This is a genomic window from Streptococcus sp. SCPM-O-B-23252 (M501) (assembly GCF_058200355.1).
In genome coordinates this window covers 112516-128083 of the sequence record NZ_JBYQGS010000001.1, presented here as the reverse complement: position 1 = coordinate 128083, position 15568 = coordinate 112516, and the positions used below count along the sequence as shown (strand labels likewise).

Sequence of the window (15568 nt, the reverse complement as noted above, 5' to 3'; positions counted from 1 at the left end):
TTGATATAGGTAAGATTTACAATAAACATAAGCGACTCCCTTAAAATTAATGATAAATAGATTATAATACTTTACAAACTACCTGAATAGTAGGCACATTTTTGTAAGGAAAAAAAATGCTGACAAATAAAAATTGGAATTGTAGTATGTCCCAAGTTTTGGATGTAGTTGGTGGCAAGACGGGCTGGAACATCATTAAATGCTATTTCAGAAGCACTTACTCATAGTGACATCCAAATAACGAAGACTTATGTCAATACTACGGAAACAGTAAATCAAACAGCAGGAGAAATAGCCTTTAGAAGTCTCAAAAAGCAATAGGGTGAACTTTGAGGTGAACTTTAGTTTTTTGAACAAAAAAAGACATCCAAGAGAAAATTCTTGAATGTCTGTAAACGTTGATATAATCGTGTTGATTAACGTTTACTAAATTGTGATGCTTTACGAGCTTTCTTAAGACCTGGTTTGGAAAGTATGGATTTCAGTTGGACTAAAAACAGCGTAATATCAAGGATTTTCTGAACAATATCTACTTTTTAATTTCATAAAATCTGAATCAATATTTTTAAAATAGGGAATAGTTTAGGTCTCTAAGCATTAAAATAATACACCTAACTTTGGTCACCGTTTTTTAGTTATTCACTCTTTTTTCGGATAGTGTTTTTAAAGTTATGATGTAAAATGCCGCAATTAAAACACTATACATCATAATCAGAGGATAGACAATTAAGGATAGAATCAATCCCACTCCTTTAATTATTAGGTCAGGTATCAATAACTTCCTATATTGTGCGGTAGCTTCAAGTAATTCTTTCTGATCTATATTGGGTTTATCAATTACTTTATGTAAAAAACAGTTTGCTACCGTTGAAACAATAACGATCAGTCCATAAAAGAGCTGTGCCGTATGATTCATGAAATGACTACTAACTATTCCAGTAGCATAGGGCATAAATGAAACAAAAAATAAAAGATACAAATTCTTTCAAATTTCTCCCTTTTCAATTTGCCTAACTTGACCTGCATTACCTAGGTCGCTTTGCTTTAAATTATACTTTTTTCTTAAACATTTAATACGAGTAGGTATTTCTTGTGAGTAATTTTCATCAAAAAATTTCATATATAATCTCCCTATAATCATGGAAAAGTAGTAAAAATAGTTGTTATCCTAGTTGATTAAAAAAATCTCTGATTTCCTCATCTTTTATAAAATAATATATAATTTTCCCCTCTCTTCTAGTGTCCAAGATGTTTTGATTGGCTAGTTTACGAAGATGGTGGGAGGCAGATGCCATACTGAGATTTAATAAACAGGCTATATCGCAGACACAGAGTTCTTCGACGGCAAGGAGATAAAAGATGATATTTATCTGTTTATTATCGGTAAATTTTGATAAAATGCGAAGTGATTTTTGGACTTTTTCCTTTTCAAGGTAGTTCGTTGCGGTTGTAACATTTTGTTGATTTATAACATCCACTTGACAGATACTATCTTTTTTCATAATTTTTTCTCCTAGCCTAACACAGCCCATAGCATGTCAAAGCTGTTGTTTTCAATCAGGATATACATCCCCAATCCTAAATAGACAACGGCAATAAACCATCTGCTATATTTTTCCAAAGTTTCTCCAACAGAAGGGACTTGTGCTAATTTTTGGGCAGAAAAAACCAAGAGATAAATCATGACTAGAAAAGTAAGTAAAGTCACTATCAAATTCGCTAAATTTAAGGTGGTAAAATATGGGACAAAGACACCAATATTGTCAGCGCCACAACTTGCAAAAGTAATCATAGCGACTAGAAAAATCAGGTTTTTATTGTCTTTTCGCAAACCATCTTTTGCAATAGCTTCTCCATCAGAATCTCCTAAAAGCAAAACTTTGAGGCCTAGGAAAATTGGAATCAAACCGAGTAAACCTAAAATCTCTTTACTAGGAATATAATTTAAGACAAATGCAAAAAGCAAACTTAGGAATATTAGACTAACAGAGCCTAGAAATTGTCCTAAATAGATGTTAATGATGTCCTTTCTGCTTTTTCTTTTGGCAAAAAATAACATTAGGATAATAAGTAAGTCTACGGCTGTCCCAGAATACAGGATTATTGAAGTAACAATATTTTGAATCATAAAACACCTCATTCAAATATATTTTTGAATGTATTCTAACATTAACCTTTGTAGATGTCAACTTAAAATCCACCAATTAATAATTGCATGTCAATATTTGTATTGTGAAACTAGTTTCAGAAATATATAGTCTTAAAGTATGTCCACTGCCAATGGTTTTTTCAATATTTAAAAGGAGAGAACCAATTTGGTCCTCTCCAGGGTATAATTTTCCATCAACCCACTACAGTTGACAAAGAGCCGTTATTCTCAAATGAGACAACTCCTTTTAGTTTTTATAACCTCAGCTTCTCGGTCTCTTACCTACTTTTAATAGAAAGACTACGAAGGACGATTCTTAAAGTAGTCAGATTGTGCAATATCGAAAGATTAGATGGGCTTAACCAATTTAACAACCCAAATCCAATTAAACTTCCATTTATTACAACTGTTTCTTGAATATTTCTTTGAATTAATTTCTGCAACGATTCAGATAAAGAATTCAATTCCTCGAAGAAATCTAAACGATTATCTAATAATAAAATATCACTCATCTGCTTAGAAATATCAGCACTTTCATTCATCACAACCCCAATATCTGCAAGCGTCAAGGCAGCAGAGTCGTTTAACCCGTCTCCAACCATCAAAATAGTTCGGCCAGCTTTCTGTAATTCCTGAACCAACTGAAACTTACCATCTGGTTTTAAATCAGTATAAACGTTGTCAAATGGCAGATCTTTAACCAACTCTTCTGTTCTAGCCAACGTATCACCAGTTGCCAGAATCAGTTTTTTCCCTTGGCGCTTTAGCTTTTTCAATGCAACTTTCGCCTCGCTTCTCAAGGGAGTGTGGATACAAAACATCCCAATTAATTCTTTCTTATAAGCCAAAAACAATAAATTGTAATGAGTCTTATATTGCTCAATCAAGGCCAGCTGCTCAGAACTAATTCTTACCTGTTCGTCTTGCATTAGTACATAATTTCCAATGACAACCGATTGACCATCAATTTGCGATTTAATCCCTTTGCTTGCAACATACTGAAGCTTGCCATGCATTTCTTCGTGTTCAATGCCTTCAATTTCAGCTTGTTTAACAATTGCATTGGCAATAGGATGATAGATATGTTCCTCCAAACATGCACTTATTCTTAAAATATCTTTCTCAGTATAATCTCCGAAAGGAAGAACCTTTTCAACCAAAGGATAACTCGTCGTGATGGTACCCGTTTTATCAAACAAGAAAGTATCCACTTCCAGATATTTTTCTAATACATCACCATCTTTAATAACCATTTCTCGATTTAGACCTTCCTTTATGGCCGTAAGGTAGGCTACAGGTGTGGATATTTTTAGAGCACATGAAAAATCCACCAATAAAAAGGAAATGGCTTTTGAAAACGAACCTGTTAACAGATAAGTCAAACCAGCACCTAAGAAGTTATATTTTACAACCTTGTCTGCCATCCTAATAAAATGACGTTGTTTTGTCTTCTTACTCTCTTCAGATTTTTTCATCAGATTGATGAGTTGCAAAATACGACTGTTTATCTGATTATCAGTCACACGAATTCTTAACTCTCCTGTTTCCAAAACAGTATTCGCACATACAGAATCTCCCTCTTTCTTTTCAACAGGGAAGCTCTCTCCAGTCAAGGAACTCTCATTGACCATGCCTAATCCTGAAACCACTTGGCCGTCAAACAAGATTTCATTCCCTTGGGAGACAACTAATACATCACCTACTTGAACATCAGAACTCTTGATGCTGATGACCATGTCTCCCCGCACTAAGAAAACATCACTTTCTTTAGCAAGAAGGCTTTGTTCCAAATCTGTTGCTGTTTTTTTTAAAGACCACTGATCCAGATGATTACCCAAATCAAGCATAAACATGATGTTGCTAGCTGTCTTGGATTGGTTCATAAACAAGGACAACAAAATGGCCGAACAGTCCAAGACCTCCATGGTTAGTTCCTTGCGCGCTAAAGTTTGATAGGCTTCTTTGACATAACCCAAAGCCTGATAACAAGTCCAAATATAACGAATAGGGTAGGGTACAAAACTTCGAAACAGCAAACGCTTAATCGCTGCACCCGATACAATTGAATAAGCACTCTCTTCTCTACGAATGGGAAGAGTCATCAAGTCCGAAACTTTCCCCTTGTCAATTTTTTTTAAAAAGGCCTCTGCATTTTCTAATACAGAGAAGCCTTCTTTCATACGTAGAGTAAAGTGCTGCTGATCCATATAAAACTGAATAGAGTCGATCCCTTTTTCATCTTTAGCCAAGGAACGAAGATAATCTTGAATATCCAAGGTCAGTGAAAACGAGGACGATAATCGGATATGTTGATATCCTCTGTGTAGCACTTTAAAAGACATATTATTCACCTGTCAGGCTATCTAATTGTTCTTCTTTCTTTTCCTGTTCGTATAAATATTTAGCGTCTTGTAAAACATCATCACCGTGTTGTTTTACAACAGAAACAGATGCATCCAGTCCATCTTTCAATTTGTAAGCTTTAGCCAAGGCCTTAGAATAGCCTTTCTTAGCTTCTTTACTTGCTAAGACTTTCAAGCCAAGCGTCCCAAATGCTACCCCTCCTAAGAAGAGAGATGATTTTTTCGCAACTTTTGCGACGTTTAATACTTCTTTTAACATGTTTATTTCCTCCTTGTAACTATTGTAGCGAAAAATGACAGCAAAAGCAATTGCTGATATCTGATATATAGATAAAATTCTCTATACTGATATTTAATTATATTATGATGAAAACAATATACTTTATTTTTTGATACTGTCAATAATTATGTGTAAACACTTAAGTAGAGTTACGGAGTGTTAATTAAATAAGCTTTCAAGTGTATCAGAACATTGACCAAACCCTTTATGGATTCGTTGACTTTGCTTGAAATTATAATCTTCAAACAACGTAACTAAGTAACGTTCCAGAGCCTCCTCATTAGGAAAAAGAACCTTCTTTTTCGTTTGATGTTTGATTTCTTTGTTAAGAGACTCAATGAGGTTTGTCGAATACATGCTGTGCCAAATCTGGTAGGGAAACTGATAAAAAGTTAAAAGATTATCCGTCTTCTCCAGACTTTCCATGACTTTCCTATACTTTGGTTTCCATTCGGCGAGAAAGTCCTCTAAAGCTTGTCCTGCCATTTCTAAATTTTCAGCACGATAAATCATTATAAATTGCCCCAGAATAACCGCTCTATCTGCTCGTTTCACTTTACTAGCTAGATTTCGACTAATATGAATTAAGCAACATTGTTGTTTAGCTAATGGGTGAGCCTGACTGATAATCTGCTCAAGCCCCTTAAAGCCATCTGTAACTACAAGAGAAATCTGTTGGATTCCTTGGTTTTGAAGCTTGTCTAACAGGGTGGACCAAGAAGCATTGTTTTCTTGAGGCAACTGTGCATAGCATATCTCTATGCGACTAAAGTCGCTAGAGCTATCCTAATTGCGCACCGCCAGTTCTCATAGAAAAAAACACCTTGCAAGATGCAAAGTGTTTTCGTTTGTATTCTGCTGTCCAGCAACGAATTAACGTTTAGAGAACTGGCTAGCTTTACGAGCCTTTTTCAAGCCTGTTTTCTAGTATTTTTATATCTATTGGCAGATTATCCGACTTATCCCCATCAACATCTGACTCTAACTCAACCTCTGAAGAAATCCTAATATTGCGTACTTTGATATATTCGATATTATTGTTACCTACTAGATCCCCTTTTTAATAAATCTGGGATAGCCGATAATTTAGAAATGATGGATGAATCCTTTAAAATCAAGATATTTCCATATTCATCTGTATTTTCATCAAATAGTTTTTTGTCTGCATAGTAATTGGATAGAAGAACTAAGACCTGAGTAGCTTCACCTTCATAATTGCCATTTTTGCTTTCAAAAGGTAATAATTGCTTGTTCATAGCTTGGCGAATCAGTTGCACCAGCCAAATTAATTGTCTTGACCGACGAATAAAGCGACTTCTTTCAAGGATTCGACCATAAGGAAACAGTTGGCAGATTCTATAAAAGTGTCGATGTGATTCGGCACGCTCATCAGACTCGCTACACAGAGCTGGTACATAATATCTGCTATAATTTTCTGGAAGATTTGGTCAAGCGGTCTTTTAGCCGTGTGACAGGCATACAGGAAAAACACTATTTATTTACTTTTTGCACGGGAGGCTTTAAGATGTTGCTGGACGCCTTTCTTGATAATCACTCAGAGTCGCCAGAGTGTCTGGGCTGGGATATGGCAAAGATATACCGCTGCCTGAAACTGTTCTTTGACGCTGATAAACGCGACATATCAATTAAAATGTCGCACTAAAATGATTGAAAAGTGATTGAAACTGTATTATAATGAACGTATATATTTAGAAAAGAGGTACTAACTATGGAAAACCTAGTAGTTTCAGTCTTTAACACTGAAAGCGAAGCTTATCAGTCCTTTGCGGATTTGAAGGCTTTCCGCCAAACTCAGACGACCAAGGTTGCTCAAATCGCCTTGGTCAAAAATGAAAACGGTCACATCGTTGAAAAAGAACGCTATGACTTTGAAGATTCAACGACGGATGCAACCCTAGAAGGTGGCTTGCTCGGTGCAGTTATCGGGCTTTTGGGTGGTCCTATCGGCGTCTTGTTTGGTTATGGTATTGGCAGCCTCTATGGTTTGGCTGCTGGTGATACCGTTGATACGGCAGAAGCTGGCTTGATTGACGTTGTGTCTCAAAAATTGATCGACGGCGAAACAGCCGTTGTCGCCTTGGTGCAAGAAAACAACGAAGCAGTCATCGATGCTTACTTCACCAAGTACGACACCCAAATCGTGCGTTGGGATGTAGCAACCGTCGTAGCCGAAATCGAAGCAGCTCTGCAAGTCCAAGAAGACCTCTACAACCAGGCACGTGCACAAATGAAGGCTGAACGTAAAGCCGAACGCAAGGCTAAACTTGAAGAATTCAAGGCAAATGTCAAAGCAAAATTTGACAAATTGAAAGCCTAACGTCTAAGCGTCTCATAAATTTAAATGTGACTGAGACACCATTTAAAATTTATGTGCGTCGGATTCTCACAGTTAAATAATTGCGTTGACAAAGCCGTTACAGCCGTTCTTCCATTCTTTGAAAAGAATGTTTAATAGACAAGAAATCTGGACTAGTATTGGTCTGGATTTTTTTGTGAATATAGAGGTCATAGCTTTTTGACTATGCTTCGTTATAATTAGAAAAATTTTAAGTTTTATCAAGATGAAATCAGTCAGACGAAGACATCCCGAATTAGCACCAGCATCACCACACAAACTAAGACATACTGGTGCTACTCTTGCTAAACAAGCAGGTGTTTCTCTTGAAGCCTTCTCAGAAGCTCTTACTCATAGTGATAAAGAGATTACAAAAACTTACGTTAATATCAAAGATAAAGTCAATCAGACTGTAGGTGATATTGCTTTTCGTAGTTTAAAAAATTGATGGGGTGAATATGGGGTGAATTTTGGGGTGAACTTTGATTTTTTGAAACAAAAAAGACATCCAAGAAATAATTCTTGAATGTCTGTAAACGTTGATATAATCGTATTGATTAACGTTTTGAGAATTGTGATGCTTTACGAGCTTTCTTAAGACCTGGTTTCTTACGTTCAACTTTACGTGAGTCACGTGTAAGAAGTCCTGCGCGTTTCAATGAATCGCGGAAGTCTGGGTCTACTTGAAGAAGGGCACGAGCGATACCGTGACGGATAGCTCCTGCTTGACCAGCGTAACCACCACCTACAACGTTAACGAAAACGTCGTATGAACCTGCAGTTGAAGTAACTGCGAATGGTTGGTTGATTACAAGACGAAGGTCAGCGTGTGGGATGTACTCTTCAACATCTTTTTTGTTAACAGTGATTTTACCAGTTCCTGGAACAAGGCGAACGCGTGCAACAGCGTTTTTACGACGTCCAGTACCTGCATATTGTGCTTGTGACATACTTTATTGTTCCTTTCCTTAGATAAGTCCTGAAATATCAAGAACTTCTGGTTGTTGTGCAGCGTGAGTGTGCTCAGCTCCAACGAATACTTTCAATTTCATACCTTGAGCGCGGCCAAGAGTATTGTGTGGAAGCATACCTTTAACTGATTTCTCAATCAAACGAACTGCATTTTTAGAACGAAGTTCACCAGCAGAGATTGATTTCAATCCACCTGGGTGGTTTGAGTGAGTGTAGTAGATCTTATCAGTTGCTTTTTTACCAGTCAATTTAACTTTTTCAGCATTGATAACGATTACGAAGTCACCTGTATCAGTGTGAGGTGTGAATGTTGGTTTGTTTTTTCCGCGAAGCACGCTTGCAACAACTGCTGAAAGGCGTCCAAGAGGTACATCAGTTGCGTCAACAACGTACCATTTGCGTTCTACTTGGCCTGGTTTAGCCATGAATGTAGTTTTGTTCATGATTTCTCCTATTATGAATATCGTTTTTGTTTACAGGGCGGATGTTCCGGTCCGCAAGTTATTTGAAAGGTTCCGGGGCCTTACAAATGGGGTAAACAATACCGCCTACTATTGTATCAAATTTTTAAGATAAAAGTCAACCAATTTAAAAAATTATTTGCGATTTTCTTTTCCTATAACAAAGCCGATGAGAGAATTAGGACCGACGTGAGCAGCAATGACGGGACCTAGTGGCATGATCAAGACTTGGGAGATAGCTGGATTCTCCAACAATTGATCCTTGAGCTCCTCTGCTCCTGCCAAATCATCTGTATAGGAAACCAAGGCTGTGCTGTGACCGATATCTTCCTGGATCAGAGAAAGCATTTCCCGCATAGCTTTTTTACGTCCACGTACCTTAGCGATTGGAGCTAACTTGCCTTCTTCATCAATCCAAAGAAGGGGTTTGATATTGACCAAACTTCCGACGATGGCTGAACTCTTAGAAAGGCGTCCCCCGCGCATAAGATGGTAGAGATCATCCACCAAGAAATAGGTCCGCAACTTAGGAGCGATTTCCAGCAGTTCTTCCTTAACTTGATCCAAACTCTTACCGGTATCACGCGCCTCAACTGCTAGCATAGACAAGTAGCCTTCTCCAATCCCTGCAGCTTTTGGATCGATGATTTCGATGACAGCTTCTGGGTAGTCTTCAAGGACCAAGTCTCTTGCCATGACCGCACTCTGGTAGGTCCCTGACAAAACTGAAGAAAAGGCGATATAGAGGAGATTTTCCTTGCGTTGAGCGTAGCCTTTGAAAATCTCTTGGAATTGCCCAACATTGACCTGACTGGTCGTTGGTTTAGCACCCTTTTGCATCTCTGCTAATAATTGGGGGCTGGTCAGTTTATCTGGACCTACTGTCTCATAATGAGTACCATCGATTTGGATCGACAAACCGACGATCTCTACATCATGCTCCTTTGCCCATGTTTCATCTAAATCTGCAGTTGAATCTGTTAAAATTTTAAAGGTCATTTACTTGCTCCCATCTCTTTTTGTAGTTGACGTAGGCCCTCTAGGTCAAAAGGCCGTATCGGTGGTTTTTGATCGTTGACAGCTCCTCGCGCCTGGTTCAAGTCGGCTTTGACAACGGCGACTCTCTTCTCTAGCTCACGTGCCGACACCCGAAGTGCTCCTTGAGCAAAGACCGTCCATTGCTCATTCAAGTCACTCGTCGCGACTGATACTTGGTGGAGGGGTGTATTGAGCTCTGCTGCCAAGCGTTCAATGTAGTCATCGGCGGTCTCCTCCTCTGCAGTGAAGACCACTTGGACCTGAAATTCTTCATAGGTCTGGCGAATCCCTGGCATGTATTGGGCATCAAAGACACAAATCACGCGAATGCCTTCAAAGCTAGCATAGTGACTTAGCTTCTCTAGGAGGATCGTTCGTGCAGCATCGAGCTCACTTTTCTTAAAGAGCTGCCGGGTCTCCTGCCAGAAGGCAATCATGTTGTAGCCGTCCACTAACAAAATCTTTTCTTTCATGGATTGCCCCCTTCCTTTGATTTCTTCTATTATAATTTATTGCGAAAGACCTCATACATGAGGATCGCTGCTGCGACACTGGCATTCAGACTTTGGACATGCCCCTGCATAGGAATAGTAATCATTTCATCCACTTGTTTTTTTATATTGGCTGAAATGCCCTTGCCTTCGTTGCCAATAATGAGGGCTAGCTTCCCACTGGTATTCCATTTGTGAGAAGGCGTTCCATTCATATCGGTTCCGAAGATCCAAAAACCTGCTTCTTTGAGCTTATCCAAAGTTTGGCTAAGGTTGGTCACCCGGGCAATGGGGACATGCTCCACTGCCCCAGTTGAGGTCTTGGCAACAACAGGAGTCACCCCAACAGCACGGTGCTTGGGAATGATGACTCCCGCCACTTGGGTCGCATCAGCTGTTCGGAGAATGGATCCCAAGTTATGCGGATCAGTCAAGCCATCCAAAATCAAGAGCAAGGGATTGTCTTGATCAGCTACCTGGGTCAAGATTTCAGTCAAGTCCGTATAGGCAAATTCCGAAACTCGCAGGACAAAACCTTGGTGGACAGCTCCTTCTGTCATTTCTTGCAAGGTCTTCTTAGGGGTCCAAGAAATAGAGACCTTTTTTTCCGCTGCCAGATCCTTGATTTTTTCAACATTTTTTCCACGCAAATCATCCTGGATATACAATTTATTTCCTGTATTTGCGACTAGTGCTTCTGTAACGGCATGAACGCCATAAACAATATCGTTTTTTTCCATGAAACTAGTATAACACAATTGCCATATCTGGTGAAACATTTGGAGTAGGCCACTTTGCTTGTGGTATAATGAAACTAGTTTAGAAAAAGGAAAGAATCAGCATTATGCCACTTATTCACCGAACCATCAAGATGGTTCTCGCCACCTGTTTGGCCATCTTGCTTGCAGAGTTTCTTGGCTTGAGCTATGCCACCTCTGCGGGGATCATTGCCATCCTCAGCATCACCGATACCCGTCGAAGTACCGCCAAACTAGCCTATAATCGCTTTATGTCCATGCTTCTTGCTCTCCTCCTTGGAAGCTTAGCCTTTCAGATTCTCGGCTTCAATCTCTGGGCTCTTGGTTTTTATCTGGCCACCTATGTTCCCCTTGCTTTCCTACAAGGCTGGGAAATTGGTATCACGCCCAGCTCTGTCCTGGTTACCCATCTCCTGCTAGAAAAATCCACTTCCCTTTCTTTATTGGGAAATGAAGTGGCTATTTTCCTAATCGGAACCAGCTTTGCCCTCCTAGCCAATCTCTATATGCCTTCTCGACAGGAAGAAATTGATCGCTATCATGAAATTGTCGAGGAGCAACTCAAGAAGATTCTCTATCGCTTTGCAGAGTTTCTAGGAAAAGGAGACGGGAGCAACGATGCTAGCTTGATTCGTGAGCTAGATACCATCTTAAAAGAAGCTCTCGATTTAGTCTATTTAGACCATTCCAACCACCTCTTCCATCAGACCAACTACCATATCCACTATTTTGAGATGCGCAAGCGCCAAAATAATATCCTGCGGGACATGGCCAATAATGTAAACAACTGCCAATTAGCTGCGAGCGAGAGTCTTATTTTGGCCCAACTCTTTGCTAAAACAGCCAGCCAGCTCAGTCAAGAAAATCCAGCCCAATTCCTACTTGACGAAATCAACCGCTATCTAGCAGTCTTTCGTGAGCGACCTCTTCCTCGATCACGTCAAGAATTTGAAACCCGAGCGACCCTTCTGCAACTCCTCCGTGATCTTGAAACCTTCATCTCCATTAAGGTGGAATTCTATCAAACCTACCAGAAGGAACTTCAAGCATAAACCCTTCTTTAGAGACTGGGAAGATTTTCCCAGCTCTTTTCTTTGCCATCAATCTGTAACGAATTTCAAGAGAAAAACTTCCATATATATTGAAAGCGCTGTCATAAAGTGTTATGATAGAGGTGCATACATGCAAAGAACAAAGGAGGTCTCTTTATGCATTCTTCTTATAAGAAGCGTTTGTACACAAACGCACTCAGTCTCTCTACCGCTGTCCTTTTAGCCTTCCTCGCACAAGGCCAAGTTGCTGCGGACACTGTTGAGACAGCTAGTCCTGCCGCACCTGTCGAAAACGTCCTCAAGCCACAGGGAACAAACGCTAGCCCGGCAACAAGCACAGAGGCTAACAGTCCGGCTCCTGCAACAGAAGCGACTGCAAGTCCTGCAGAGACTGCTCCAACTAATCCTTCTAGCCCAGTTGAAGCCTCTCCTACCGCTTCAGACACTACTAGCCCTAGTGCTAAGCCAGAAAACACAGGAACAGAGCGAGCAGCAAACGCAGAGCCAGCTATCAGCCTTAGTGACAGTCCTGTTTACATGTCTGAAAAAGGAACGCTGACGGATACCGTTAAGGATCAAGCTCAGGCTGCTGGCAAGATTAGCTGGACTTTGGACGACAAACCACTGGAAGAGTGGAAAACTTGGGACATGGAGACAGGAACTCTGTCCAAAGATCCCTTCATCACAGTTGAAGAGAACAAAAACGGAAACGATTTGGATCTGACCTTTACGGTCAAGGAACTCTTTGGCGAAGATTTAAGCCTTCGGAGCCCTAATAATATCCGTCGGACCTATCGGAACTATATTGGCGAGCATACTTTAGTCGGAACTAGTTCAGATCTTGGGCTGACTATTCGCAAGAATCTAACCTTCCGTCCATATAAAGATTTCCATACCCACGAGGAAATGCTAGCTTCCATTGAGCAGACAAAGGCAGAAGCCAAAACGGACCGTCTAGTTCAGCTTGAAACTCTTGGTAAGAGCGCCCAGGGACGGGATATGAAGATGGGAATTATAAGTAAGGACCAAGCAAGTATTGACCACTACCTCTCATCTACCAATCCAAAAGCCCTCACCAAACCAAGCGAGATGTTGGCAGCTCTGAAGGACAAGACCTTGGATTACAAACTACCTGTCCTGGTTCATAATACGCATGCGGATGAACAACCTGGGATTGACATCATCACCGGTCTCTTCCGTACCTTCGCTACAGAAAATCAAGTCACTTTTAAAACGACAGACGAAGCTGGTAACGTCAAGAATGTGACTCTGGACATCCCAACTCTTTTAAACAAATTTATCTTCTTGTTTGACTTCACGGAAAACCCTGACGGGGACGCTCTCAACCTGCGTGCCTTGGCCAACGGACTAGATCCAAACCGGGATGCTAGTTACCAAACCAACCCAGAAGTGCGCACCGTCATCCAAATGATCAACAAATGGAATCCGATCGCTCTCTATGATATCCATGGATTTGTCAAAGAATTCTTGATCGAGCCTGCAACACCTCCACATGATCCGAACTTTGAATACGACCTCATGTCCAATCTCATGCTGGAAAATGCCCGTCATATGGGTCGCGCAGGGGTTGCCAATTCCAAATACGACAGCTACATCATTCCAAAACTGGATTGGGGAGATGGCTGGGATGATTCCTTCTCTGGTTATACAGGTGTCTATGCTGTCTATCACGGCATCTTGGGCCACACCATTGAAATTCCAGAATCCAACCAAGAATCCTATTATGCTGGACGTAATGCTGTCCTTGGCGGAATTGACTTCCTCAGCCAAGATCCAGACAAGCTTCTTGAGATGCGCCTCAACTTCTACCTACGTGGCCTCAACAAGATTGAAGATCCAAAAGCAGAAAATGAATTAGTAGGACCAACTGGTGAAGTTGTCGGTCGTGTAAAGAATGGTCGTCCGAAATTCTTCCCTGACTATTATGTTATCCCAATGGGACTCGACAAGAACAATGACGCCCAAGAAGCCTTCAATATGATCGACTACTTCAAACGAAACGGTGTCCTCGTTAAAGAACTCAAAGAAGATACAGGCAACTACAAAAAAGGGGACTTAGTCATTGATATGGCCCAAGCTAAACGGGGCTATGCCAACCATATCCTCTATAAAGGGTCTAACGAATCCGCCTGGGCAGCCATGTATGCGGAACTTCTCGTCAACTTCCCTGATATGAGAGGGTTCAAAGCAGAACCAGTCTTCAAGGACGGGCTTTTTACAGGCAAACTAGGGGAAGTCACAACTACCCGTGCCACTCGAACCTCTGAGATCGATCCTAAAGCGCCTTACTACGTCATTGCCAATACCTCAGCCAGTGCCGTTCAAGCCGTAAACAAGGCGATTTCCCAAGGTAAATCTGTCTACTTAACAGATGATGGCTACATCGTTGACCGCGATACTTTTGCATCGCTCCTTCCAAACTATGCCATCTACGGCGAAGCCCTCTACAAGGTGCCAAACGGCCCAACCTTGAAACCATTGAAGATCTATTCTCCAAACTATCACTACGATTGGACCGGCGTAGATGCGCCTGCTCATACTAGTTTGGTCCTTGAAAAATTAGGTTTCCAAATCGTCGATACTCCTGACGAAGCAGATGTCATTGTGCTTGAAAATAATCGCTTTGATGCCTCCATCTTCGGCAAGAAACCAACTCTCGTCATCGGCGGGGAAGCCATGCAGAAACTGGAAAAATTGGGAGTTCTTTCAGGTTTTGACGCTGAAAAACTTAAAGGTGGCAGTGACTACGAGGGCTTGATGAAAGCCATCATCGATGACCAAGACCCACTGACCAGTGGCTACAAGAAGAACGCTCTCTTCTACTCCAACTCAGGAAACTGGATTGAAAAGGTTCCAAGCAACTTTAAGACCTTGATGAGTATCGCTTCAAGTGACTACTACATTGCAGGCTGGTGGCCAAAAAATGAAGTCCTAGCCAATAAGGTCATGGCCATCTCTGGAGAACTTCTTGGCCAACCACTCTTTGTCTATGCCGGAAATCCAACCAATCGCCAACACCCAGTCCACTTCTTCCGCTGGGTAACCAACGCGATCTTCGGCAGCAAGTTGGCAAGCTTGATGGATTACGTACCAGCCAAAGAACCAGATCGGGTGGTAGTCCCAATCTACAATCAAGCAGAGCAGAAAAAAGTAGAGCAGTCTCAGACTACTTTACCAGCTTCTCCTAAAGTTGAAAAAGAATCTGGTGTCGTTCATCCACTTAGCTACCAAGTAGGACAAAGCTTCCAAGAAAATCCAGACAAGGCGCAATTGCCACAAACTGGAGATCACTCAACCGGACACTTTGTTCTTTCAAGCTTCTTGCTAGCCGTAAGCGGAGGCTTCCTCCTCTTGAAAAAGAAAGAAGTTGAATAAGTTCCAGGTGTAGACTTGGATGACATGAAAAGAACCTTCGCAGACGCGAAGGTTCTTTTTGGAGATAAAATATCTTTCAAAACTTTCCTTAGGTGAGTACGGACGTCAGCGAACTTCTTCGAAGTTCCATGACTTAGTTTTGGACCTAATGTTCCAAAACTCCCGAGTGCTTGAAACATTAATGTTTCAAGTACTTTTCTCACGGCGGAAAGTTTCAGTTTATCCTTGACTGATTCTAAAGTATAGAAAACT

At 40.8% G+C, this 15568-nt stretch carries 14 protein-coding genes and 4 pseudogenes; 5 read left to right on the top strand and 13 right to left on the bottom strand.

Features of this window, described 5'->3' with window-relative positions; all coding sequences use genetic code 11:
• Positions 1–171: 171 nt before the first annotated feature.
• Positions 172–321, top strand: a pseudogene (locus AC3E6G_RS00580) (site-specific integrase); the annotation flags it as partial.
• Positions 322–985: 664 nt separating this feature from the next.
• Here the strand turns inward: AC3E6G_RS00580 and AC3E6G_RS00575 are convergent.
• From AC3E6G_RS00575 to AC3E6G_RS00540, 8 genes and pseudogenes are all read right to left on the bottom strand, one after another.
• The gene (locus AC3E6G_RS00575) at positions 986–1120 is read right to left on the bottom strand and encodes a hypothetical protein (protein WP_023024363.1); all 135 of its coding nucleotides are present in this window, start codon (positions 1118–1120) and stop codon (positions 986–988) included.
• A gap of 43 nt (positions 1121–1163) precedes the next feature.
• On the bottom strand, positions 1164–1502 hold the full coding sequence (cadX, locus tag AC3E6G_RS00570) for a Cd(II)/Zn(II)-sensing metalloregulatory transcriptional regulator CadX (RefSeq protein ID WP_000711078.1): 339 nt from the start codon (positions 1500–1502) through the stop codon (positions 1164–1166).
• An 11-nt stretch (positions 1503–1513) separates the two neighbouring features.
• The gene (locus tag AC3E6G_RS00565) at positions 1514–2128 is read right to left on the bottom strand and encodes a CadD family cadmium resistance transporter (protein WP_002911684.1); all 615 of its coding nucleotides are present in this window, start codon (positions 2126–2128) and stop codon (positions 1514–1516) included.
• 299 nt (positions 2129–2427) lie between these two features.
• Complete coding sequence (locus tag AC3E6G_RS00560) at positions 2428–4491, bottom strand: heavy metal translocating P-type ATPase (protein ID WP_002893754.1); 2064 nt, start codon at positions 4489–4491, stop codon at positions 2428–2430.
• Between the two features lies 1 nt (position 4492).
• Complete coding sequence (locus AC3E6G_RS00555; RefSeq protein WP_002893755.1) at positions 4493–4771, bottom strand: DUF6110 family protein; 279 nt, start codon at positions 4769–4771, stop codon at positions 4493–4495.
• A gap of 180 nt (positions 4772–4951) precedes the next feature.
• A pseudogene (locus AC3E6G_RS00550) lies at positions 4952–5542 on the bottom strand (IS256 family transposase); the annotation flags it as partial.
• A 148-nt stretch (positions 5543–5690) separates the two neighbouring features.
• A pseudogene (locus AC3E6G_RS00545) lies at positions 5691–6024 on the bottom strand (diacylglycerol/lipid kinase family protein); the annotation flags it as partial.
• 3 nt (positions 6025–6027) lie between these two features.
• Positions 6028–6171, bottom strand: a pseudogene (locus AC3E6G_RS00540) (IS982 family transposase); the annotation flags it as partial.
• A gap of 350 nt (positions 6172–6521) precedes the next feature.
• On the opposite strand from AC3E6G_RS00540, the gene AC3E6G_RS00535 reads away from it, so the two are divergent.
• Complete coding sequence (locus tag AC3E6G_RS00535; RefSeq protein ID WP_002893760.1) at positions 6522–7130, top strand: DUF1269 domain-containing protein; 609 nt, start codon at positions 6522–6524, stop codon at positions 7128–7130.
• A gap of 244 nt (positions 7131–7374) precedes the next feature.
• Positions 7375–7596 carry a tyrosine-type recombinase/integrase gene (locus tag AC3E6G_RS00530; RefSeq protein ID WP_002893762.1) on the top strand — a complete coding sequence of 74 codons (222 nt, stop codon included), beginning with the start codon at positions 7375–7377 and terminating at the stop codon, positions 7594–7596.
• A gap of 109 nt (positions 7597–7705) precedes the next feature.
• Here AC3E6G_RS00530 and rpsI read toward each other — a convergent pair whose 3' ends face one another.
• The 5 genes from rpsI to rlmB all read right to left on the bottom strand — a co-directional run bounded on the left by rpsI (position 7706) and on the right by rlmB (position 10850).
• Complete coding sequence (gene rpsI, locus AC3E6G_RS00525; protein ID WP_002893764.1) at positions 7706–8098, bottom strand: 30S ribosomal protein S9; 393 nt, start codon at positions 8096–8098, stop codon at positions 7706–7708.
• An 18-nt stretch (positions 8099–8116) separates the two neighbouring features.
• Positions 8117–8563, bottom strand: coding sequence for a 50S ribosomal protein L13 (rplM, locus tag AC3E6G_RS00520; RefSeq protein ID WP_002876943.1), 447 nt, complete (start codon positions 8561–8563; stop codon positions 8117–8119).
• A 153-nt stretch (positions 8564–8716) separates the two neighbouring features.
• Positions 8717–9580 (bottom strand): DegV family protein, encoded by an 864-nt coding sequence (locus tag AC3E6G_RS00515; RefSeq protein ID WP_125374535.1) that lies wholly within the window; start codon positions 9578–9580, stop codon positions 8717–8719.
• Positions 9577–10092, bottom strand: coding sequence for an NYN domain-containing protein (locus tag AC3E6G_RS00510; protein ID WP_411400077.1), 516 nt, complete (start codon positions 10090–10092; stop codon positions 9577–9579). Before AC3E6G_RS00510 ends, AC3E6G_RS00515 begins: the two co-directional genes overlap by 4 nt.
• Before the next feature lie 29 nt (positions 10093–10121).
• Complete coding sequence (gene rlmB / locus AC3E6G_RS00505; RefSeq protein ID WP_048715200.1) at positions 10122–10850, bottom strand: 23S rRNA (guanosine(2251)-2'-O)-methyltransferase RlmB; 729 nt, start codon at positions 10848–10850, stop codon at positions 10122–10124.
• A 104-nt stretch (positions 10851–10954) separates the two neighbouring features.
• Here rlmB and AC3E6G_RS00500 point away from each other — a divergent pair, with 104 nt between their 5' ends.
• Both AC3E6G_RS00500 and AC3E6G_RS00495 read left to right on the top strand, forming a co-directional pair.
• Entirely contained in the window at positions 10955–11920 is a 966-nt protein-coding gene (locus AC3E6G_RS00500) for an aromatic acid exporter family protein (protein ID WP_490700254.1), read from the top strand.
• 156 nt (positions 11921–12076) lie between these two features.
• Positions 12077–15316, top strand: a complete 3240-nt coding sequence (locus AC3E6G_RS00495; protein WP_490700253.1) for an LPXTG-anchored zinc carboxypeptidase — start codon at positions 12077–12079, stop codon at positions 15314–15316.
• Positions 15317–15568: the final 252 nt, after the last annotated feature.

Bases quoted from the DNA above. Each gene is read 5' to 3' on its own strand.
- AC3E6G_RS00575 (WP_023024363.1), bottom strand. From the start codon at position 1,120: ATGAAATTTTTTGATGAAAATTACTCACAAGAAATACCTACTCGTATT.
- cadX (WP_000711078.1), bottom strand. From the start codon at position 1,502: ATGAAAAAAGATAGTATCTGTCAAGTGGATGTTATAAATCAACAAAAT.
- AC3E6G_RS00565 (WP_002911684.1), bottom strand. From the start codon at position 2,128: ATGATTCAAAATATTGTTACTTCAATAATCCTGTATTCTGGGACAGCC.
- AC3E6G_RS00560 (WP_002893754.1), bottom strand. From the start codon at position 4,491: ATGTCTTTTAAAGTGCTACACAGAGGATATCAACATATCCGATTATCG.
- AC3E6G_RS00555 (WP_002893755.1), bottom strand. From the start codon at position 4,771: ATGTTAAAAGAAGTATTAAACGTCGCAAAAGTTGCGAAAAAATCATCT.
- AC3E6G_RS00535 (WP_002893760.1), top strand. From the start codon at position 6,522: ATGGAAAACCTAGTAGTTTCAGTCTTTAACACTGAAAGCGAAGCTTAT.
- AC3E6G_RS00530 (WP_002893762.1), top strand. From the start codon at position 7,375: ATGAAATCAGTCAGACGAAGACATCCCGAATTAGCACCAGCATCACCA.
- rpsI (WP_002893764.1), bottom strand. From the start codon at position 8,098: ATGTCACAAGCACAATATGCAGGTACTGGACGTCGTAAAAACGCTGTT.
- rplM (WP_002876943.1), bottom strand. From the start codon at position 8,563: ATGAACAAAACTACATTCATGGCTAAACCAGGCCAAGTAGAACGCAAA.
- AC3E6G_RS00515 (WP_125374535.1), bottom strand. From the start codon at position 9,580: ATGACCTTTAAAATTTTAACAGATTCAACTGCAGATTTAGATGAAACA.
- AC3E6G_RS00510 (WP_411400077.1), bottom strand. From the start codon at position 10,092: ATGAAAGAAAAGATTTTGTTAGTGGACGGCTACAACATGATTGCCTTC.
- rlmB (WP_048715200.1), bottom strand. From the start codon at position 10,850: ATGGAAAAAAACGATATTGTTTATGGCGTTCATGCCGTTACAGAAGCA.
- AC3E6G_RS00500 (WP_490700254.1), top strand. From the start codon at position 10,955: ATGCCACTTATTCACCGAACCATCAAGATGGTTCTCGCCACCTGTTTG.
- AC3E6G_RS00495 (WP_490700253.1), top strand. From the start codon at position 12,077: ATGCATTCTTCTTATAAGAAGCGTTTGTACACAAACGCACTCAGTCTC.